At 66.6% G+C, this 19,489-nt stretch carries 19 protein-coding genes; 9 read left to right on the plus strand and 10 right to left on the minus strand.

What is annotated here, in order from left to right:
• Positions 1-23: 23 nt before the first annotated feature.
• Together AC5Y4N_RS00890 and AC5Y4N_RS00895 are read right to left on the minus strand one after the other, a co-directional pair.
• Complete coding sequence (locus AC5Y4N_RS00890; RefSeq protein WP_499909546.1) at positions 24-821, minus strand: FadR/GntR family transcriptional regulator; 798 nt, start codon at positions 819-821, stop codon at positions 24-26.
• Entirely contained in the window at positions 818-1,471 is a 654-nt protein-coding gene (locus AC5Y4N_RS00895) for a hotdog family protein (RefSeq protein WP_499909544.1), read from the minus strand. The genes AC5Y4N_RS00890 and AC5Y4N_RS00895 overlap by 4 nt, the downstream gene beginning before the upstream one ends.
• Positions 1,472-1,567: 96 nt before the next feature.
• On the opposite strand from AC5Y4N_RS00895, the gene AC5Y4N_RS00900 reads away from it, so the two are divergent.
• From AC5Y4N_RS00900 to AC5Y4N_RS00925, 6 genes are read left to right on the plus strand one after another with little or no spacing between them, the layout of a single operon-like run.
• Entirely contained in the window at positions 1,568-2,383 is an 816-nt protein-coding gene (locus tag AC5Y4N_RS00900; protein WP_499909542.1) for an enoyl-CoA hydratase/isomerase family protein, read from the plus strand.
• A gap of 15 nt (positions 2,384-2,398) precedes the next feature.
• Positions 2,399-3,205 carry an enoyl-CoA hydratase/isomerase family protein gene (locus tag AC5Y4N_RS00905; protein WP_499909540.1) on the plus strand — a complete coding sequence of 269 codons (807 nt, stop codon included), beginning with the start codon at positions 2,399-2,401 and terminating at the stop codon, positions 3,203-3,205.
• Positions 3,202-3,981 (plus strand): enoyl-CoA hydratase/isomerase family protein, encoded by a 780-nt coding sequence (locus AC5Y4N_RS00910; protein WP_499909538.1) that lies wholly within the window; start codon positions 3,202-3,204, stop codon positions 3,979-3,981. The genes AC5Y4N_RS00905 and AC5Y4N_RS00910 overlap by 4 nt, the downstream gene beginning before the upstream one ends.
• Positions 3,978-5,423, plus strand: a complete 1,446-nt coding sequence (locus AC5Y4N_RS00915; protein ID WP_499909536.1) for a class I adenylate-forming enzyme family protein — start codon at positions 3,978-3,980, stop codon at positions 5,421-5,423. The genes AC5Y4N_RS00910 and AC5Y4N_RS00915 overlap by 4 nt, the downstream gene beginning before the upstream one ends.
• Positions 5,413-6,981 (plus strand): class I adenylate-forming enzyme family protein, encoded by a 1,569-nt coding sequence (locus AC5Y4N_RS00920; protein ID WP_499909535.1) that lies wholly within the window; start codon positions 5,413-5,415, stop codon positions 6,979-6,981. Before AC5Y4N_RS00915 ends, AC5Y4N_RS00920 begins: the two co-directional genes overlap by 11 nt.
• The gene (locus AC5Y4N_RS00925; protein WP_499909533.1) at positions 6,974-8,518 is read left to right on the plus strand and encodes a class I adenylate-forming enzyme family protein; all 1,545 of its coding nucleotides are present in this window, start codon (positions 6,974-6,976) and stop codon (positions 8,516-8,518) included. The genes AC5Y4N_RS00920 and AC5Y4N_RS00925 overlap by 8 nt, the downstream gene beginning before the upstream one ends.
• Positions 8,519-8,573: 55 nt before the next feature.
• Here the strand turns inward: AC5Y4N_RS00925 and AC5Y4N_RS00930 are convergent, their stop codons facing one another.
• From AC5Y4N_RS00930 to fabG, 5 genes are read right to left on the minus strand one after another with little or no spacing between them, the layout of a single operon-like run.
• On the minus strand, positions 8,574-9,245 hold the full coding sequence (locus AC5Y4N_RS00930) for a GntR family transcriptional regulator (protein ID WP_499909531.1): 672 nt from the start codon (positions 9,243-9,245) through the stop codon (positions 8,574-8,576).
• On the minus strand, positions 9,242-10,435 hold the full coding sequence (locus tag AC5Y4N_RS00935) for an acyl-CoA dehydrogenase family protein (protein ID WP_499909529.1): 1,194 nt from the start codon (positions 10,433-10,435) through the stop codon (positions 9,242-9,244). Before AC5Y4N_RS00935 ends, AC5Y4N_RS00930 begins: the two co-directional genes overlap by 4 nt.
• Positions 10,432-11,622 (minus strand): CoA transferase, encoded by a 1,191-nt coding sequence (locus AC5Y4N_RS00940; protein WP_499909527.1) that lies wholly within the window; start codon positions 11,620-11,622, stop codon positions 10,432-10,434. The genes AC5Y4N_RS00935 and AC5Y4N_RS00940 overlap by 4 nt, the downstream gene beginning before the upstream one ends.
• Entirely contained in the window at positions 11,619-12,833 is a 1,215-nt protein-coding gene (locus AC5Y4N_RS00945; protein ID WP_499909525.1) for an acetyl-CoA C-acetyltransferase, read from the minus strand. Before AC5Y4N_RS00945 ends, AC5Y4N_RS00940 begins: the two co-directional genes overlap by 4 nt.
• The gene (gene fabG / locus AC5Y4N_RS00950; protein ID WP_499909523.1) at positions 12,833-13,621 is read right to left on the minus strand and encodes a 3-oxoacyl-ACP reductase FabG; all 789 of its coding nucleotides are present in this window, start codon (positions 13,619-13,621) and stop codon (positions 12,833-12,835) included. The genes AC5Y4N_RS00945 and fabG overlap by 1 nt, the downstream gene beginning before the upstream one ends.
• Before the next feature lie 51 nt (positions 13,622-13,672).
• On the opposite strand from fabG, the gene AC5Y4N_RS00955 reads away from it, so the two are divergent.
• A complete protein-coding gene (locus tag AC5Y4N_RS00955; protein WP_499909521.1) occupies positions 13,673-14,842 on the plus strand; it encodes an acyl-CoA dehydrogenase family protein in 1,170 nt (389 codons plus the stop codon).
• Positions 14,839-16,314 (plus strand): class I adenylate-forming enzyme family protein, encoded by a 1,476-nt coding sequence (locus AC5Y4N_RS00960; protein ID WP_499909519.1) that lies wholly within the window; start codon positions 14,839-14,841, stop codon positions 16,312-16,314. The genes AC5Y4N_RS00955 and AC5Y4N_RS00960 overlap by 4 nt, the downstream gene beginning before the upstream one ends.
• On the opposite strand, the gene AC5Y4N_RS00965 is transcribed toward AC5Y4N_RS00960, so the two are convergent.
• Genes AC5Y4N_RS00965 through AC5Y4N_RS00975 form a run of 3 tightly spaced genes read right to left on the minus strand, consistent with a single transcriptional unit; the run spans position 16,299 to position 18,993 of the window.
• Positions 16,299-17,396, minus strand: a complete 1,098-nt coding sequence (locus tag AC5Y4N_RS00965) for a phosphotransferase family protein (protein ID WP_499909517.1) — start codon at positions 17,394-17,396, stop codon at positions 16,299-16,301. The genes AC5Y4N_RS00960 and AC5Y4N_RS00965 overlap by 16 nt on opposite strands.
• Positions 17,393-18,208: an SDR family NAD(P)-dependent oxidoreductase gene (locus AC5Y4N_RS00970; protein WP_499909515.1), complete on the minus strand. Its 816-nt coding sequence runs from the start codon at positions 18,206-18,208 to the stop codon at positions 17,393-17,395. Before AC5Y4N_RS00970 ends, AC5Y4N_RS00965 begins: the two co-directional genes overlap by 4 nt.
• Positions 18,205-18,993, minus strand: a complete 789-nt coding sequence (locus tag AC5Y4N_RS00975) for an SDR family NAD(P)-dependent oxidoreductase (protein ID WP_499909513.1) — start codon at positions 18,991-18,993, stop codon at positions 18,205-18,207. The genes AC5Y4N_RS00970 and AC5Y4N_RS00975 overlap by 4 nt, the downstream gene beginning before the upstream one ends.
• 129 nt (positions 18,994-19,122) lie before the next feature.
• On the opposite strand from AC5Y4N_RS00975, the gene AC5Y4N_RS00980 reads away from it, so the two are divergent.
• Positions 19,123-19,335: a (2Fe-2S)-binding protein gene (locus tag AC5Y4N_RS00980; RefSeq protein WP_499909511.1), complete on the plus strand. Its 213-nt coding sequence runs from the start codon at positions 19,123-19,125 to the stop codon at positions 19,333-19,335.
• The last annotated feature ends 154 nt before the right edge of the window (positions 19,336-19,489 follow it).

The raw sequence follows: 19,489 nt of genomic DNA on the forward strand, positions 1-19,489 counted from the left end.
GGACTCCTTCCTCTTGCCCGCTGCTATGGCTGGCCATTGCTCGAGATCCGTCTGGCGTCAATGGTTTTATCGCTGCCGAAGGCAAGCGTGGTGCGCCGGGCCGCCGCCAGATGCGCCTGCGCGATGCGAATGGCCCGAGCCTGGTTGCCGTCGCGGATCGCCTCGAGCAGCAGCTGATGGTCGCGCAGCGCTGCGCGCCTCGTCCTGCGGGCCGCCGCGGCGTCCGCCGGCGCACCGCCGTGCCCGTCGTCGCTCCACACCGCCGACTCGTGGGCAGACCAGATGAGCTCCAGCGAACCGATCAACAGGATCATCGGCTCGTTGCCGCATCGAGCGACGATCGCTTCGTGGAAGCTGCGCGCGTTCGGGACGAACTGCGCGGCATCGTCGAATTCTGCTGCCTGCCGGCGAACCTCAGCTTCAAGATGCGGCACCACTTCGGTCATGCGGTCAGCGCGTGCCGCGCACATCCCCGCGCAGATCGGCTCCAGATGCAATAAGGCTTCGCTGACATCGGCCGGGGTGGCTGCACGCGACTGCAGCACCATGCCGATCATGTGAGCGGTCCGCTCGGCGGAGGGCAGATGCACCACCGCACCCCCCACGTTGCCGCGGCGCACCGAGATCAAGCCGTCGGATTCGAGGATGTGGATGGCCTCCCGCAGCGCCGGCGGGCTGACGCCGAACTCGTGAAAGAGCGTCTCCTGCGAGGGCAGCACGTCGCCTTCCTTGAGGCGCCCCGACAAGATGTCGTCGCGCAACCGCGACGCCACGATCTCCGCCACTCGCGGTTGGCGGATGCGTTGCAGCTGTGGCCTCATCGAATCTCCCCCCGCCGGCCGAGCCGAGATCCCGATAGCTTCTCGGGTGGCAGCGCCACCGCCGCGATCTCACCGGTGCACAGCACCTCGTCGTCGAGCAATAGTCGGGCGGTCGACGTGACCGAGCTGTCGACCTCCGACCGGGTGATGTCGAACCGCAACTCGGTGAGAATCGGTGTGGGCCGGCGGAACGTCACCGTGAGTGAGCGGGTGCGGCCCGACAGCGCAGCGGCGCAATTCTGGTGCTGGGTAACGCAATCGAAGAACACTGCGAGGAATCCGCCGTGGACGAGCCCCGGCGGCCCCTCGTAGACCACCGGGAACGTCACCGTTCCCGACGCGGTCCGGCTGTCGAGGTCATCGAAGCGGTATTCGGGAAAACAGGGGTTGTATGCACCGATGTCGAACGCATGGCCCAGGTAGACGCGGCGCGACGGCGCAGTGTCCGAGCGGAGCCGCGGCGTGCTGTCGGGTGGGACTGCTGACTCGAGCTCGCGCTCCCAAGCCGCGAATTGGCTCAGCATGGCCTGCACAGTCGGGTGCTCGTGCTCCAGCGACAGCAGCAGCCCGGTGAGCCGGCGAATGGCGGCCGCGGCGGCGACCGTCTGCGCCAAGGGAAGCTCACCGAACCGGCGATCGTCGTCGGCCATTCCACAGACGGCCTTTCCTTGCTAACTTTTACAGGATAGTGCTGAAGTACCCTACTGTATGGGCAACCGTATCGCTATGGAAAGGGCGGTCCTCCGGTGAGTGACGACGCTGCGAGCACCGGCTCCGAGGGTTCGGTGACCACGCAGCGCGACGGTGCGGTGCTGCGGCTGACGCTGCACCGCCCTGCCAGCCGTAATGCTTTGAGTCGCAGCATGATCGACACGCTCGTCGGCACGCTGACGCAGGCCGCCACCGACGATTCGCTGCGCGCGGTCCACGTCACCGGCGAGGGCGCCGACTTCTGCGCCGGCGCCGACTGGGTCGCCACCAACCAGGGCGGGCGGCCGCGCACGGGCGATCTGGTCCGTCGCATCCCTCACACCGCGCACCGCGTGGTCGAACTCGTCCACAGCATTCAATTGCCAGTGGTCTGCAGTGTGCGCGGCTATGCCGTGGGCCTGGGCTGCAACCTCGCGCTCGCCGCCGACTTCACCGTCGCCTCCACCTCCGCCGTGTTCTGGGAACCGTTCGTCGCACGAGGATTCACCCCCGACTCCGGAGCCACCTGGCTGCTGCCCCGACTGGTCGGGCTGACCCGGGCCAGACAGATGCTGCTGCTCGGCGACAAGGTTTCCGCCGTCGACGCCGAGAACTGGGGATTGATCTACCGCTGTGTCGACGAGTCCGAACTCGACTTAGCCGCCGACAACCTGGTAGCGCGTCTGGCCAGCGGACCGACCGTCGCCATCGGGCTGGCGAAGCAAGCGATTCAGGACAGCCAGCACGCGACACTGAGCCAAGCGATGAACCGAGAGTTGTACAACCTCGAAATATCCTGCCGCACAGCTGATTTCAAAGAGGGCCTGACGGCGTTTCGGCAACGGCGCGAGCCGGACTTCCAAGGCCGCTGACCCGAAGGGAACTCGATGTCGTTGTTCGACACCATCAGATACGAAGTCGACGGGCACACCGCCACCATCACGCTGAACCGGCCCGACGCGCTCAACGCGCTGAGCCCACACATGATCACAGAGTTGCGCTCCGCCTATCACGAAGCCGAAAACGACGACCACATCTGGCTGCTGATCGTCACGGGCACCGGCCGGGCCTTCTGCACCGGCGCAGACGTGAAGGCCATCCCGGGCGACGGCAAGGTGGTCAACGAACGGTCCTACCTGTCCACTTACGAGCAGTGGGAGGCCCCGCAGGAAGGCACCCCACCGTTTCGGACCATGGCCAAGCCGGTGCTGGCGGCCATCAACGGGCTGTGCTGCGGGGCAGGCCTGGACTGGGTGACCACCGGCGACATCGTGATCGCATCAGAGAAGGCGACGTTCTTCGACCCGCACGTCAGCATCGGACTGGTCGCCGCACGGGAGATGGTGCGGCTGGCCCGCGTGCTGCCCCGGTCGGTCGCATTGCGCATGGCGTTGACGGGCAAGCACGAGCGGATGAGCGCGCAGCGGGCCTGGGAACTCGGCATGATCTCCGAGATCGTCGAGCACGACCGCCTGCTGGAACGGGCCCACGAGATTGCCGACATCGTGAATTCCAATGCGCCGCTGGCAGTTCGCGGCACCAGGCTAGCCATCTTGAAAGGGCTGGACCTTCCGCTGCACGAGGCCGAGATGCTCGCCGAATCGTTCCGCGAACGCAACCTGCACACTCAAGACTCGATCGAGGGACCCAAGGCGTTCGTCGAAAAGCGCCAACCCAATTGGCAGTGCCGATGACCTTCGAGACCATCCTGCTCGACGTCGACACCTCCGATCGGGTCGCGACGATCACGCTGAACCGTCCCCAGTCGTTGAATGCGTTCAACCGGTTGATGTGTGAGGAGATGGCCAAGGCGTGGCAACTGGTCAAGCACGACGACTCGGTCAATGCGGTGGTGCTGCGCGCCGCGGGTGGCCGGGCGTTCAGTGCCGGGCTAGACGTCAAGACGCCGTATGGGCAGCCGGCCAGCGTCTGGCATCACGAAGATCCCGGGGAACCGCTGAGCCCGAAATGGCAGAAGATGTGGAAGCCGGTGGTGTGCGCCGTGCAAGGGATGTGCACGGCGGGCGCGTTCTACTTCGTCAACGAGTCCGACGTCGTCATCTGCTCCTCGGATGCCACGTTCTTCGACTCGCATGTGAGCGCCGGACTGGTTTGTGCGCTGGAGCCGATCGGGTTGATGAGGCGCGTCGGCCTGGGCGAGACATTGCGAATGGCTTTGATGGGCAATGACGAACGCGTCAGCGCGCAGACCGCGTTGCGGATCGGCCTGGTGTCGGAAGTCGTTGCCGCCGAAGTGCTTTGGGAGCGTGCACACGCGATCGCCGCGACGATCGCCGCCAAGCCGCCGTCGGCGACCCAGGGCACGGTCAAGGCGATCTGGGAGTCTCTGGACAAGCCGTACCGGGCGGCGCTGGAGCAGGGACTGATCTACACCCGGCTCGGCAACCCGCTTGGGAAGGCTGAGCTGGCGGACACTACACCCCCACCGACTGAACCGAGGATCCGGTGAGCGGTCACCGGCTCAGCCGCCGCATCGCCGACGTACTCGACCTCGATCCGCAGGCGCCCGCGATCGAGTTCGACGGGCAGTGGGTTTCGTGGGGCGAGGTTCGCGACGCGGCTCGGCGGCTGGCTGAGCTCGCCGACGCCGGCATGCAGATCGGGATGATGCTGCGCAACCGGCCGGCGCATGTGGCGGCCTTGCTCGGTGTGTTGTCGAGGGGCGGGTGCGTGGTGGTGGTCAACCCCTCCCGCGGCGACGACCGACTCAGAGCAGATGTCGCCGACCTTGCCGTGCCATTGCTCGTCGGTGAAGCCGCCGACTTGGCGAAGGTCACCACCGACGCCACGACAGTGGCGATCGGTGCCGTGGACGAGGAGCCGTGCATCAGAGCTTCCCGCTCTGTTGCTGGATTCGATGCTCGGCGTGCCGGTGTCGCCGTTCGGATGCTGACCAGCGGAACCACGGGGCCGCCCAAGCGAATCGACCTCACCTACGACATGCTGGCGCACAGCGTCATGGGGCCGACCCCGGTAACCGGGCTGCAGCGTCGGGTGGCGATCGTGAACTCGCCTCTGGTGCATATCGGCGGCGTGTTCCGGGTGCTGCAATGTGTCGCCGAGGCGAGGTCGTTCGTGCTGCTGGAGCGTTTCGAGTTGCACCGCTGGGCGCAGGCGGTGCACACCCATCGCCCCGCGACCGTGTCACTGGTTCCTGCAGCGCTGCGAACGGTGCTGCACTCCGACCTCACCCGTGACGATCTGGCCGGTATTCGCGCTGTCACCTCCGGCACCGCGCCGCTGTCCGCAGACGATGCCGACGCGTTCACGGAGAAGTTCGGCATCCCGGTGCTCACTTCCTATGCGGCAACCGAATTCGGCGGCGGCGTGGCCGGCTGGTCCCTCGCCGACTATCAGCAATATTGGCCCGCCAAGCGCGGCAGCGCCGGCCGGGCCATGCTCGGTGCACAACTGCGTGTGGTCGACGAGACGGGCACGCCACTGCCGGCGGGCGAGGCTGGGCTGTTGGAAGTCAAACCCGGTCAGCTCGGACCGGACGCCGGGTGGATCCGGACCACCGACATCGCCCGCGTCGACTCCGACGGCTTCCTCTGGGTCCTCGGCCGCGCAGACCAGGCGATCATCCGCGGCGGTTTCAAGATCATTCCCGACGCCGTGCGTGCTGCTCTGGAACAACACCCGGCAGTGCACAGTGCTGCCGTCATCGGACGACCAGACGAGCGTCTCGGCGAGACGCCGGTCGCCATGGTGGAACTGAGACGCGGTTGCTCGGCCGACATGGACGAGCTGGTCGGATTCTTGCGTGATCGCCTGACGCCGTACGAGATTCCGACCGCAGTCGTGATCGTCGATGCGATCCCGCGCACTGCGTCGGGCAAGCCCGACCTCGGCGCGGTTCGGCGGTACTTCGCCAGCGAGCATGTCCGATAGTTCGGTGACCGTCGGCCAGGTGCTGACCGTACGGTCACGCGACCGAGGCGACCACCTGCTTCTGGTGTGCGACGACGAGCGAATCACCTACGCAGAGGCAGACCAACGCTCGGCACAGCTTGCTCGCGGGTTGATCGCGCTCGGCGCCGGCAAGGGCACCCACGTCGGGCTGCTCTACCCGAACGGTGTGTCGTTCGTCGTCGCCATGCTCGCCGCGGCGCGCATCGGCGCCGTCGTGGTGCCGTTCTCCACCATGGCGACCGGCCGTGAAATCCAGCAGCAGCTGCGTCACAGCGACGTCGAATTCCTGCTCGCCACCGCGTCATTCCGCGCGCACGATTACCGCCAGCGGCTGTCCGACGTAGCGCCGCAGATCGAGTTCGATTCAGCCCGAAGGCTTTTCCTCGGCGCCGTACCTCTGTTGCGGCACGTCGGCGTCACCTGCGAACACCTGATCGGGTCTGCCGGCGCCGTCAACGAGTCACTGCTCTCGGCGACCGAACGCGACGTCGACGGCTGCGACACACTGGCGATCGTCTACACCTCCGGCTCGACCGCCAGCCCCAAAGGCGTCATGCACACCCACGCCGCACTGCTGGGACACCAACGCAACCTCAACCGCATTCGCGGACTGACCGCAGTCGACCGGCTGTTCTGCAACTCGCCGTTCTTCTGGATCGGCGGGTTCGCATTCGGGCTGCTGGCCACGCTGGTCGCCGGATCGACTCTGGTGTGCTCGAATGCCGTCGACGCCGGCGAGACACTTGATCTTCTCGAAGCCGAGAAGCCCACAATGGCAAATGGATTCACGGCTACCGTACAGCACCTGGCGCGCCACCCGAGCTTCGCCTCTCGCGACCTCTCGTCGATGCGGCGCGGCAACCTGTACCCGATCATGGCGCCTGAGGTGCGTCCGGCCGATCCCGAACTGCGCCACAACATGCTGGGCCTGACCGAAGCGGGCAGCGTGGTGCTGATCAGTGGGGACGAGGGCGAACAGCCGGAACATCGGCGCGGTTCGTTCGGCAAGCCCGCGCCCGGCTTCGACGTCAAGGTCATAGATCCCGACTCGTCAGTCGATGTGCGGCCGGGTGAGATGGGCGAGCTGTGCATCCGCGGCCCCTATGTGATGCAGCGCTACTACAAACTCAGCCGCGAGGACTGCTTCGACGCCGACGGTTGGTTCCACACTGGCGACCTCGTGCGTGTCGATGACGAAGGCTTCTACTACTTCGTCGGCCGCCGCGGCGCGATGATCAAGACTTCCGGGGCGAATGTGGCTCCGGCGGAAGTCGAGAGGGCGATCGCCGAGCTCACCGGGGCCACCGCCTATGTGGTCGGAATCCCCGATGCTCAGCGGGGCCAGGCGGTCGCGGCTGTGGTGGTGGTCGCCGACCCCGACGACTTCGACGCGCCGGCGTTGCGTAACGCGTTGAAATCCGAACTTTCGCCGTACAAGATCCCTACCCGAATCGTCGCGGTGCCGCCATCGGAGCTACCGGTCCTGGCCAACGGCAAGGTCGACACCCGCAGACTGGTAGAGATGTTCGATGCCTGACGACACCCTCGACGCCCTGGTGCGGAGTCGCGCGGCCGAAACGCCCTGCGCCACCGCGGTGGTTGATACCACGACCCGGATCAGCTACGCCGAACTGGAGGTAACGACGCGCGAGATGGCTGCCGCGTTCGTCGAAACAGGTGTGGCAAAGGGCACGCGGGTAGGGCTTATCATGCCGAACGGCGTGCGCTGGGTGCAGATCGCGGTGGCGTTGACGCGTATCGGTGCGGTGCTGGTGCCGTTGAGCACACTGCTGCAGGCGCGGGAGCTGATAGCCCAGCTACAGAAGGCTTCAGTGCAGCAACTGATCAGCGTCGAGGAGTTCCGTGGTCACCACTACCTCGACGAGTTGCGTGCGGAGATCGGGCCGCGTCTGGCCGGCAATCCGACACTGCCTGCCCTGCAGCGTGTTTGGGATACCGACAGCTTGCCGACTTCAGGACACGTGACCATGCGGATCGTCGACGGACTTACGGCGGCGGTGACTCCCAGCGATCCGTTGGCGGTCATGTTCACCTCCGGCAGCAGCGGTCCGCCGAAGGGAGTCGTCCACTCCCACGGCAACGCGTTGGCGGCCGTGCGATCCGGTCTCGACGCCCGCTGCATCGATGCCACTACCCGGCTGTACCTGCCGATGCCGTTCTTCTGGGTCGGGGGCTTCGGCGGTGGCATCCTGTCCGCGCTGAGCGCGGGCGCGACTCTGGTCACCGAGGCGATTCCTGAACCGCTCAGCACTCTGCGGCTGCTCGAGCGAGAGCGAGTCACGCTGTTTCGCGGCTGGCCCGAGCAGGCTGAAGCGCTTGCGCGACACGCGGTGTCGCTTGGCGCGGACCTCTCCTCGCTGTGTCCGGGTAGCCTCGAAGCGTTGCTGCCGCCCGCCCATCGAGCCCATCCCGGAGCGCGGGCGAAGCTGTTCGGCATGACCGAGGCATTCGGGCCGTACTGCGGCTACCGCGCCGACACCGACATGCCGCGGTCCGCCTGGGGCAGCTGCGGCAAGCCGTTCGCGGGAGTTCAGGTCCGCGTCGTCGACCCCGGAACAGGTGCGCCGGTCCCAGCCGGCGCTGTCGGCGAGATCCAGATCCGCGGGCCGAACACGATGCGTGGCATCTACCGCCGTAGCCGCGAGGACGTCTTCACGGCCGACGGATATTACGGCACAGGCGATCTGGGCCGCCTCGACGAGGACGGGTTCATGTTCTACCACGGCCGGTCCGACGACATGTTCAAAGTCTCCGGCGCGAGCGTTTACCCCAGCGAAGTGCAGGAGGCGCTGCAGTCGATCACCGGGGTGCTTAAGGCGTTCGTCACGAACGTCAGCGGGCCGCGTGGTGAGGAGGTCGGCGCCGTGGTCGTGTGCGACACCACGGCAACAGATGTGGGCCAGCTGAGGTCAGCCGCCCGGAAGCTGTTGAGTGCGTTCAAAATTCCGACCGTGTGGTTGCTGCTCGACAGCGACGACGCGATTCCCCGCGGGGCCACCGGAAAGGTCGATGTCGCTGCCCTGCGCAGCCTGCTGGCCGCGTCGAGTGTGTAGCCAAGACACGGTTTCGGCGCAAAACCGGGTATCAACGACACAGCAGGCGCATGAATCAGGGGCTGACCACGCCGTGCGCCATCAAGTGTTCCACCAGCGGCGCCACCCCGGCGATGAAGTGCTCGGCCATCGCCGCGCGGGCACGCTCCGGTTCGCGCTGCTCGAGCGCGGCAAGCACGCGCCGGTGGTCATCGACCGATTGGGCCGGCCAGCCTTCGACGGTGGGAAACACGGCTTCAGGAGCGTACCTGGTGATCTGGCCCATCAGCTGTGCGAGCTTCGGGGAATCGGCCGCCACGTTGATCGCACGGTGGAATTCGTGGTTCAGCCGCACGGCGCGCTCGTGGTCCTGCTGTTCATAGGCTTGTTCCAGCCGAGTCTGCAGGTCTTTGAGCGCCACCAGCTGCTCGTCGGTGATGTTGGTAGCCGCCCGCGCTGCCAATTCCCCTCCGACGTGCGCCTGAAGGCTTGCGACGTCGGCGATGTCGCGTCCGGTCACCGGCACCACCATGAAACCGCGGTGTGGCTGCTGCACCAGCAGGCCCTCTGCACGCAGTTCCAGCAGCGCCTCGCGCACCGGCGTGACGCTCACCCCCAACTCGGCAGCCAACTGCTCCAAACGGACGTACTCCCCGGCGCGGTAGCCGCCTTGAAAGATGCGCCGCCGGACGTACCGTGCGACATCGCGCGACAACTGCCGACGCGCAACGAACTCCGGCGCACTCATATCCGGTATTCGTCGAGCAGCCGTTTGCTGATGATTTGCTTCTGGATCTCGCTGGTGCCCTCCCCGATGAGCAAAAACGGCGCGTCGCGCATCAGCCGCTCGATCTCGTACTCCTTGGAGTACCCGTAGCCGCCGTGGATGCGGAAGCTCTGCTGGGTGACCTCCGAGCAGTATTCGCTCGTCAGATATTTGGCCATGCCGGCCGCCAGGTCGTTGCGTTCACCGGAGTCTTTCAGTCGCGCCGCGTTCACCATCATCAGATGTGCGGCTTCGACTTTCGTCGCCATCTCGGCGAGCTGGAACGCGATCGCCTGGTGCTCTGCGATCGGCTTGCCGAACGTCGAGCGCTGCTGCGCATACCGGACGGCCAGTTCGAACGCCCGCAGACCGACCCCGCACGCCCGCGCGGACACGTTGACGCGGCCGACCTCGATGCCGTCCATCATCTGGAAGAATCCGCGGCCGGGCGTGCCGCCGAGGATGTCGTCGGCGCTGGCGGCATAGCCGTCGAAGATCAGTTCCGTGGTGTCGATGCCCTTGTACCCGAGCTTGTCGATCTTGCCCGGGATCACCAGCCCGGGGAGCACTTCGCCGAAGCCGACCGGCTTTTCGACCAGGAACGCGGTCAGGTTGCGGTGCGGCTTGTCCGCCCCTTCGTCGGTGCGCACCAGCACCGCGACCAACGTCGAGCTGCCGCCGTTGGTCAGCCACATCTTCTGGCCGTCGATGGTGTAGTTGCCGTCGGGATTCCGTTTGGCCCTCGTGCGGATCGCCGCGACGTCGCTGCCCAGCTCCGGCTCGGACATCGAGAACGCGCCGCGCGCTTCACCAGTCGCCATGCGCGGCAGGAAGCGCTGCTTTTGCGCATCGGTGCCGTGCTGGCGAAGCATGTACGCGACGATGAAGTGGGTGTTGATCACGCCGGAGATGCTCATCCACCCGCGGGCCAGCTCCTCGACACACAGCGCGTAGGTCAGCAACGATTCACCGAGTCCGCCGTACTCCTGCGGGATCATCAGCCCGAACAGACCCATCTCCCGCATCTGATCGACGATCTCCTGCGGGTAAGTGTCGGTGCGCTCCAGGTGCGCTGCGTTGGGAATCACCTCCTTGTCGACGAATTGCCTTACCGCCGCGATGATCTCGGTCTGAAACTCGGTGAGGCCCAACGTCTGGGCGAGTCTGGTCATGCGATGGCTCCAGTGTCTTTGAGGCTGGTGATGTCGTCGGAACTCAGTCCGAGGCGCTCGGCGAGCACGTCGGCGGTATGCGCGCCGAGCTCGGGGGCGGCCCCGGTGGCGGGGTGCTGGCCGTCGATCGACGCCGGCATGCCGGGCGCGAAGTATTCGCCGACGCCGGGCTGGTCGAGGCGGCTGAACAGTGGGTTGTTGACGACCCGGTCGTCGGCGGCTACGTCGGCGAATGTGCGGTACCGCTCGAACAGGACCGTGGTGGCCGACAGTTCGGCGGTGATCTCGGCGGCCGAATGCTCGGCGAACCACGGCCTGAACAACCCCGACAGCACATCGCGGTTGCGGTAGCGGTCGCCCTCCGAGGTGAAGTCCGCGCCGAGCGCCTCGGCCACAGCCGACACCGCCGGCCCGGTGCCGGTCACCTCGACCAGGTCGCGAAAGTGCCTGGCGGTCAACACCACAACCATGAACGATGCGCCGTCACGGCTGGTGAAGTCCTGGCCGTATTGGCCGTAGATCGCATTGCCCAGCCGCGGCCGCTGCGTACCGGTGATCTGCGGCTCGGTGAGGAAGCCCAGCGTTGCGCCCACGGCGAGTGCGACGTCCTCGAGCGCGATCCTGACGTCGGCGCCGTCGCCGCTGTGGTCGCGCCGGCGTACCGCCGCAGTGACCGCAAGCGCCGCGTACAGGCCGCAGCAGACATCCCAGGCGGGCAGCACGTGGTTGATCGGCGCGGCGTGGTTCGCCGGTCCGGTGACGTAGGGGAACCCGATCGCGGCATTGACGGTGTAGTCGACGCCGGTGGAGCCGTCGCCGCGGCCGAGCAACTGGACGGCGATGACATCACCACGCATGGCGGCGAGCCGGCTGTAGGACAGCCAGGCCAGGCCTGCGGCGTTGGTGACGACGATCCCGTCGCCCTCGACGATCAGCCGCTGCACCAGCTGCTGGCCGTCTGGGCTGCGCAAATCGATTGCGGCCGAAAGTTTTCCCTTGTTCAGGCCGGTCCAGTAGATCGACGTGCCGCTGTCGGCGAGAGGCCAACGGCGGTAATCGGCCGCACCGCCGATAGGATCCACGCGAATCACCTCAGCGCCGAGCTGCGCCAGCGTCACACCGCACAACGGCGCGGCGACGAAGCTCGACACTTCGACGACGGTGACGCCGGCCAGCGGCAACGTCACCTCTCACACCGTTCGAAGATCGCCGCCAGGCCTTGGCCGCCGCCGATGCACATGGTTTCCAGGCCGTAACGCACTGCGCGCCGGTTCATTTCGCGGGCCAGCGTCGCCAGCATCCGTCCGCCCGTCGCGCCGACCGGATGCCCGAGCGAAATTCCCGAGCCGTGCACATTGGTCCGGTCCCGATCAGCGGCGGTGAACTTCCACTCCCGCATCACGGCCAACGCCTGTGCTGCGAACGCTTCGTTGAGTTCGACGAGGTCGACGTCGGCCAGCTTCAGACCCGCTTTGGCGAGTGCGACCTCGGTGGCCGGCACCGGCCCGATGCCCATGACGTTGGGCGGTACACCCGCGACGCCCCACGACACCAGCCGCACCAGCGGCGTGAGACCCAACTCGTCAGCTTTCTGTGGTGTGGTGACCACACACATCGACGCGGCATCGTTCTGACCGCTGCTGTTGCCGGCGGTCACGGTGGCCTCTGGATCCTGTTTCAGCAGAACAGGTTTGAGCCTGCTCAACGCCTCCATGGACGTGTCGGCGCGGGGATGTTCGTCGGCGTCGACGAGTTCCTCACCGTTGCGGTTACGGACCGCTACAGGAATGATCTCCTCGGCGAAGATGCCGTCCTTCTGTGCGGCCACCGCCCGCTGATGCGAGGCCACCGCAAGTTCGTCCTGCTCCTCGCGTGAGATGCCGTACTCGCGCCGTAGGTTTTCGGCCGTTTCGAGCATCCCTCCCGGCACGGGGTAGTGGCGTCCACCGGCAGTGGTCCGGCCGCGAACCAGCCCGTCGTGCACGGTGATTCCGGTTCGCGCACCACCCCAGCGCATGTCGGTGGAATAGAACGCGACGTTGCTCATGCTTTCGGCTCCGCCGGCGACGACGACGTCGTGGTCACCACAGGCCACGTGCAGGCACGCTTGGATCACCGCTTGCAGACCCGAGCCGCAGCGGCGGTCGATCTGCATGCCCGGCACGCTGACCGGCAGCCCTGCGTCCAGCGCAACGACTCGGCCGATCGCCGGTGCCTCACTGCTCGGATAGCAGTGGCCCAGGATGACGTCCTGCACGGCGTCGGGCGCAATCCCGGTGCGCTCGAGCAGACCATTCAATGCGGCGACAGCGAGCTCGACGGCGCTGAGCGACTTGAACATTCCGCCGTACCGGCCGATCGGCGTCCGCACCGGTTCACAGATCACGGCCTCGCGCATCACATGAACCTTCCGCCGGTCACTTCCAGCACCGTGCCGGTCATGTATGACGACATGTCGCTGGCCAAGAACAGCGCTACCGTCGCGACCTCACGCGGCTCGCCGGCCCGGCCCATCGGCACCTCGGCTACCTTCTGATCCCAAATGTGTTGCGGCATCGCCTCTGTCATCGCCGACCGGATGAGCCCCGGTGCGATCGCGTTCACCCGCACACCGAGGTGAGCGAGCTCCTTGGCGGCGGCTTTCGTCATCCCGACGATGCCCGCCTTTGCGGCCGAATAGTTGGTCTGGCCCACCAAGCCGACCTTGCCCGACAAGGACGACATGTTGACGATCGCGCCGCGCTTGTTCTCCCGCATGATCGCCGCAGCACTTCGCATGCCGTTCCAGGTGCCCTTCAGATGTACGGCGATCACCTGGTCGAACTGCTCCTCGGTCATCTTGCGCATGGTTGCGTCGCGGGTGATCCCGGCGTTGTTCACCATGATGTCCAGCCCGCCGAACCGTTCCACCGCGGCGGCCACCAGGGTTTCGACGTCGGCGGCTCGGGTGACGTCACACTGCACGGCGGCCGCGACACCATGGCCACCCAGGCGCTGCGTGGCCGCTTCCGTGGCGTCGAGGTTGACGTCACCGAGGACCACCCGGGCGCCCTCGCCGACGAATTGCTCCGCGATCGCGAAACCCAGACCCTGCGCGCCGCCCGTGATGACCGCAGTTTGACCGTCCAGCAACCCCACTCCTGCCACCTCTCCTCGCCCCACTGGTCGACGAGCATCATATTTCATATATGATTCGGCGCTGTTGCCGCCTCGCTGCGCCGAGAGGAGTCTGCAGTCGTGACCACTGACGCGATCAGCGACGAAGATTTTCAGGACATCCTGGCGCAGACCCGCGACTTCGTCCGCTCCGCCGTCGTGCCGCGGGAACAGGAGATCATGGCCGACAACCGCGTTCCGGACGACCTGCGCGACCAGGCGAAGAAGATGGGCTTGTTCGGCTACGCGATCCCGCAGGAGTGGGGTGGGTTGGGACTCGACATCGCGCAGGACGTCGAGCTGGCGATGGAGCTGGGTTACACATCGCTGGCGCTGCGTTCGATGTTCGGCACCAACAACGGCATCGCGGGCCAGGTGCTGGTCGGCTTCGGTACCGACGAGCAGAAGGCGCGCTGGTTGGAAGGCATCGCCTCCGGTGAAGTGGTCGCGTCGTTCGCATTGACCGAACCCGGCGCCGGTTCCAACCCTTCAGGGTTGCGCACCAAAGCAATTCGCGACGGCAGTGATTGGGTGATTTCCGGACAGAAGCGGTTCATCACCAACGCGCCGGTGGCCCAGCTGTTCGTCGTGTTCGCCCGCACGCGGCCCGCCGACGACAAGGGCGCCGGGATCGCGGTGTTTTTGGTACCGGCCGACGCCGACGGCGTCGAGGTGGGCGCCAAGGACGACAAGATGGGCCAGGAGGGCGCCTGGACCGCCGACGTCAACTTCACCGATGTGCGCGTTCCGGATAGCGCGCTGGTGGGCGGCAGCGAGGACATCGGCTACCGCGCGGCGCTGACGTCGCTGGCGCGTGGCCGGATCCACATCGCGGCGCTGGCGGTGGGAGCCGCGCAGCGAGCGCTCGACGAGTCGATTTCCTACGCCGCCACCGCTACCCAAGGGGGCACACCGATCGGTGAATTCCAGTTGGTGCAAGCCATGCTCGCCGACCAGCAGACCGCGGTGATGGCCGGACGCGCTCTCGTTCGCGACGCCGCCCGGCTGTGGCTGACCAACGCCGACCGCAGGATCGCACCGTCGGCTGCGAAGCTGTTCTGCACCGAAATGGCAGGCAAGGTGGCCGATCTCGCGGTGCAGATCCACGGCGGGAGCGGGTACATGCGTGGAGTGCCGGTCGAACGCATCTACCGCGACGTTCGGTTGTTGCGGCTGTACGAGGGCACCAGTGAAATTCAGCGCTTGATCATCGGCGGCGGGCTCGTTCGGGCTGCACAGCGCCAGCGATGACGGACGCGTCGGCCGACTTCGCCGCAGTGCTTGCGCAGCGGCTGGCCGACTACGGCGAGCGGCCATTCATCGAGTTCGCGCGAAAGTGGTATTCCGGCAACCACTTCACCGGTTACATCGACGCACTCGACGCTGCCTTGACGAAGGCCGATGTTCTGCCCGCCGACCCTGTGGGCGTTGTCGTCCGCAACCGCGTTCCGCACGCGGCAGCGATCCTCGGCTTCGTCGCGGCACGCCGGCCCGTCGTGATGATCTACTCGTACCAGTCCGCGCAATCAATCGCGCGCGACATCGAATCGCTGCGCCTGCCCGCGGTGGTGCTGGATCGCGACGACTGGAGTGAGCCTGTCGCACAAGCGGTTACCCGGACCGGCGCCGCGGCAGTGGTCATGTCGCTCGACGGTGTCGAGTTGGCCACGCCACGGCGCGGCGCGGCAGTGTACGACCCGGCACTAACGGAAGCTGGCGTCCATATTCTCACCAGCGGTACCACCGGCCCGCCCAAACGCATACCGGTGAAAACCCACGTGCTGCATCACACGGTGCTGTCGATGACCGTCGGCCATAATCCCCGGCCCGACGATCCGCCCGAGCTGGTGTATTGGCCGTTCGGCAGCATCGGAGTATGCCAGCTGCTCACCGGACCGTTCGTCGGCAAGCGGACCGTACTTCTGGAGAAGTTCTCCGTTACCGAATGGGTGCGCGCTGTCAAGACCTACCGCATCCGGCGCAATGGCGTGCAGCCGGCGATCATCAGAATGCTGCTCGACGCGGACGTCGCGAGACAGGACCTGGCCTCGCTGGAATACCTCGCCGGCGGCTCGGCTCCGTTGGAACCGAGCTTGCGTGACGAGTTCGAACAGCGATACGGGATACCGCTGCTATGGGCTTACGGCGCAACGGAATTCGCCGGATCGGCGTGCGCGTGGACGCCCGAGCTGTACCGGCAGTACGGCGCCGGCAAGCGGGACAGCGTCGGCAAGCCCCTGCCCGGCGTGCGCGTCCGGATCGTCGACCCGGACTCGGGTGTTGAACTCGGCGTGGACGAGAAGGGGTTTCTAGAGGCCCGCATCGACGCGATCGGGCCGGACTGGATCCGCACCACCGACGTCGCGTCGGTGGACGCCGACGGCTTCGTCACGATCCACGGCCGCGGCGACGGCGCGATCATCCGCGGCGGATTCAAGATCCTGCCCGAGACCGTGCGCCGGGTGCTGCTGGACCATCCCGCTGTCCGTGACGCTTGCGTGGTCGGCGTGCCGGACCGGCGGCTCGGCCAAGTGCCTTTCGCTGCAGTCGAACTCAGGCCAGGCGCCTCAGCACCGCCGGAAGCCGAGCTCAAAGACTGGGTGCGCGCGGAGCTGCCCAGCCACCACGTACCGGTGGCGGTAACGATCGTCGACAAACTTCCACGCAACGCCGCGATGAAGGTCAGGCCGGGCGATGTGGCAGCGCTCTACGTGGCGCGGTGAGCCGCGATCCGATCGAGCAGTTCCAGCGTCTCGAGCTCACGGATGGCCTGGCAACCGCGCTGCAGCATCACCACCATCATCGCGTTGCCTCGCTCTGTGGTACTGGCGAACGCGCAGCCCAGACATGTCAGCAGCGGGGCCTGCAGCATGCCCAATCGATAATCGCGCCAACAGGTTTCGCGGTCGTAACCGCTGACTCCGTAGCTCACAAGTGCGTGGTGGTACGTGTCGACGAGCTGTTGCTCGATCCGCGCCCGCAGTTCGGGCACCAGGCTGGTCGCGGTGAAATACGACAGGTCCCGCGCGGGTAGTCCGACGCCGAGGGTCTGCCAGTCGACGACCGTGACGCGGCTGCGGTCGGGATCGAACAGCAGGTTGTCCAGCCGGTAGTCGCCGTGCATCAGCGAGTACCTGCCAGGTTCCGCCATCAGCCACGGCGTCACCAAATTCATTGCAGCCGTGGCTGTTTCGCGGTCTGCCGGATCAAGGTGCGCACCGAGCTTGTCCAGCGTCATGTCCACGGCCATCTTCGCGATGTCGCCCAGGCCTTTGATTGCCTGCTCGTCACCCGGCATCGGCATCGCCACCTCGGCCATGGTCAACCACGCCGGGTCACACCAACTCGGGCCGTGCAAACCGGCCAGTGCGGTCACCGCGAGCCGCGCCTCGTCGGCCGTCGCCCCGGCGATCTGGTCACCTTGGACCGCAGGCGACATGTCTTCGAGCAACAGCACGAACTCCGCGCCCTCGTTGGCGATGTCGGAGTAGAAGCACTTTGGCGTCGGGACCCCCATCTTGTCGGCCACCCGGGCGTAGAACGCGACCTCGCTGAGATAACCGAGCGTGACGCCGCCCCGCACGGCCTCGTCCTGCACCGGCAGCTTGATCACGAAGGTCTCAGGGAAACCGGCAGGGTTGGCGGTGTAGGTGGCGGCCACGCGGTACGTCGCACCGGTCTGGCCGGTACCCACCGCAGCGACGTCGACGTCGCGCACCTGCACCGCCTGCCCCCCGGCGCTCAGCGCCGCCGACAGCCACGCGGCGGTCACATCAGTGGGCCGTTGCGGGATCGGAACACTCACCGTGACCGCCGCCGCTTCGCGATCATGCGCAGCGATGCGCGCTGCATCAGCGCGGGTGACAGCCGCACGAAAAGCCAACCGGCATAAGCGAGTTTGGGAACCACGACAATGCCTTTCTTCCGCTCGATACCACGCAGCACGTCGCGCGCCAGCCGGTCGGGATCGTAACCCGTCGTCCTGCCGGTGCCGGTGAGGAAAAAGTTGCGGCCTTCGAAGTCGCCGACAGCCCCTTTGTCGAGGATCGGGGTTTCCACGGCTCCAGGACAGATCACGAGGACGTCGACACCGTGCACAGCGGCTTCTGAACGCAGCGCCATGGACAGTCCGACCACGGCGTGCTTGGTCATGGCATAACTGGTGAGCCGGGCCGCCGGCACCAGCCCGGCCATCGATGCGGTGTTGACGATCGTGCCCTGTCCTTGCCGGATCATCACCGGATACGCCGCCGCGACCCCGTGCACGACGCCGCGGATGTTGACGTCGATGATCGCATTCCATTGATCGAGCGTGAGCAGTTCGGTGTCGCCACCCCAGACGATGCCGGCGTTGTTGAACATCAAGTCCAGCCGGCCGGTGCGCGCGACGACGTCGTCGACGGCAGCCTGTACCGCGGCGGCGTCGGTGACGTCGAGGCGCGCGGAGATCGCACTGCCCGGACCCGTCGCCTCTGACACCGTGCGTTCGGCTGCTTGCGCGTCGATGTCGGTGCAGAGCACGTCGGCACCGGCCGCCACCAAGGCCCGCGTCAGGGCGGCGCCGATCCCCGAGCCGCCGCCCGTGACGATGGCCTGCTTGCCGCGAAAGCCCGTCACTGTGGCCCCGATGCGGCCGACATCATCTTGTCCAGGTGCGCCAACACATCTGGGTAGCGCTTCAGGTGCGCGCCGCCGTTGAGGTCCATCACCTCGCCGGTCAGCCACGAGGCCTTGTCCGACACGATGAACAGCACCGCGTCCGCCACGTCCTGCGGAGTGCCGATGCGACCGAGCGGAGTGTTCTCGACGTACTCCTCGAGCGTGCCGGGCACCAGCTTCACCCCTTCGGTCAGCGGGGTGTCCACGAAGCCCGGTGAGACTGCGTTGACCCGTATCCCCCGCGGCGCCAATTCCAGTGCGGCCACCTGGGTCAGCATTGCCAAGCCGGCCTTGGCCGCGCAGTACGCGCTCATGCCAGGAGCGGCAAGCCGCGCGTTCAGCGACGTCAGCGACACCAGCGACCCGCCGTCGCGCAGATGACGTCCGGCGTGCTTGATCACCAGAAAGCCACCGATCAGGCAGACGTCGACCACGGACCGGAACTGCTCGACCGGCAGTTCGGTGATGCGGCCGACTCCCCCGATGCCGGCGGTGTTGACGACGACGTCGAGCGGCCCGGTGCGCTCGAACAGCGTGGCCACCGAGTCTTCGTCGGTGACGTCGACGGCGGCACTCGTGTGTGGTGCGCCGAGTTCGTCGGCGCGGGCGGTTGCGCCGTCGGCATTGAGATCGGCGACCGTGACGCGATAGCCGTTCCCCGCCAAGCCTTTCGCGACCGCCCAACCGATGCCTGAGGCTCCGCCGATGACCAGCGCAGCGCGGTGGGTGCTGTTGTCGGGCATCTGCCTCCATCCGGACGAGGGACTCGGGTTCTGACTGTAACCGTAAGCCTTTCGGTAAGGTGGACGGACCCGTTCGACGTGCGTTAACGTAGCCTTACCTACTCGCATCGACGGGAAGCGCGCACGACGATGTACGTCTGCCTGTGTCTAGGCGTCACCACCGAGGCGGTCCGCGATGCCGTCGACAGCGGCGCGTCAACGTCACGCCAGGTGGCGGCGGCCTGTGGCGCCGGGTCCCAGTGCGGCCGCTGCCGGCGCACGGTGCGGGCGATCATCGCCTCGCGGACGGACCCGTCACCGCGCCATGGCCTGTGGTCGCGGGTCAAACATCTCAGCGCCTGACGGCGCCGACCGATCTTCCCGAGTGTGAGCTGGTTGCGGACCGCTCCGGCGTGTCGTCGCAGTGAGCTCACGTTCGCGCAAGAAGTCGCGATATTGACAGCGCCGCGCGCCGTCTGGTTCCATAAATTATTATCTTGGCTAGCTTTACCAGATT

This window comes from Mycobacterium sp. NGS19, assembly GCF_059813155.1.

Excerpts from the sequence above, each read along its gene's own strand:
- AC5Y4N_RS00890 (WP_499909546.1), bottom strand. The coding sequence starts at position 821 with ATGAGGCCACAGCTGCAACGCATCCGCCAACCGCGAGTGGCGGAGATC.
- AC5Y4N_RS00895 (WP_499909544.1), bottom strand. The coding sequence starts at position 1,471 with ATGGCCGACGACGATCGCCGGTTCGGTGAGCTTCCCTTGGCGCAGACG.
- AC5Y4N_RS00905 (WP_499909540.1), top strand. The coding sequence starts at position 2,399 with ATGTCGTTGTTCGACACCATCAGATACGAAGTCGACGGGCACACCGCC.
- AC5Y4N_RS00910 (WP_499909538.1), top strand. The coding sequence starts at position 3,202 with ATGACCTTCGAGACCATCCTGCTCGACGTCGACACCTCCGATCGGGTC.
- AC5Y4N_RS00920 (WP_499909535.1), top strand. The coding sequence starts at position 5,413 with ATGTCCGATAGTTCGGTGACCGTCGGCCAGGTGCTGACCGTACGGTCA.
- AC5Y4N_RS00925 (WP_499909533.1), top strand. The coding sequence starts at position 6,974 with ATGCCTGACGACACCCTCGACGCCCTGGTGCGGAGTCGCGCGGCCGAA.
- AC5Y4N_RS00930 (WP_499909531.1), bottom strand. The coding sequence starts at position 9,245 with ATGAGTGCGCCGGAGTTCGTTGCGCGTCGGCAGTTGTCGCGCGATGTC.
- AC5Y4N_RS00935 (WP_499909529.1), bottom strand. The coding sequence starts at position 10,435 with ATGACCAGACTCGCCCAGACGTTGGGCCTCACCGAGTTTCAGACCGAG.
- AC5Y4N_RS00945 (WP_499909525.1), bottom strand. The coding sequence starts at position 12,833 with ATGCGCGAGGCCGTGATCTGTGAACCGGTGCGGACGCCGATCGGCCGG.
- fabG (WP_499909523.1), bottom strand. The coding sequence starts at position 13,621 with ATGAAATATGATGCTCGTCGACCAGTGGGGCGAGGAGAGGTGGCAGGA.
- AC5Y4N_RS00960 (WP_499909519.1), top strand. The coding sequence starts at position 14,839 with ATGACGGACGCGTCGGCCGACTTCGCCGCAGTGCTTGCGCAGCGGCTG.
- AC5Y4N_RS00975 (WP_499909513.1), bottom strand. The coding sequence starts at position 18,993 with ATGCCCGACAACAGCACCCACCGCGCTGCGCTGGTCATCGGCGGAGCC.
- AC5Y4N_RS00980 (WP_499909511.1), top strand. The coding sequence starts at position 19,123 with ATGTACGTCTGCCTGTGTCTAGGCGTCACCACCGAGGCGGTCCGCGAT.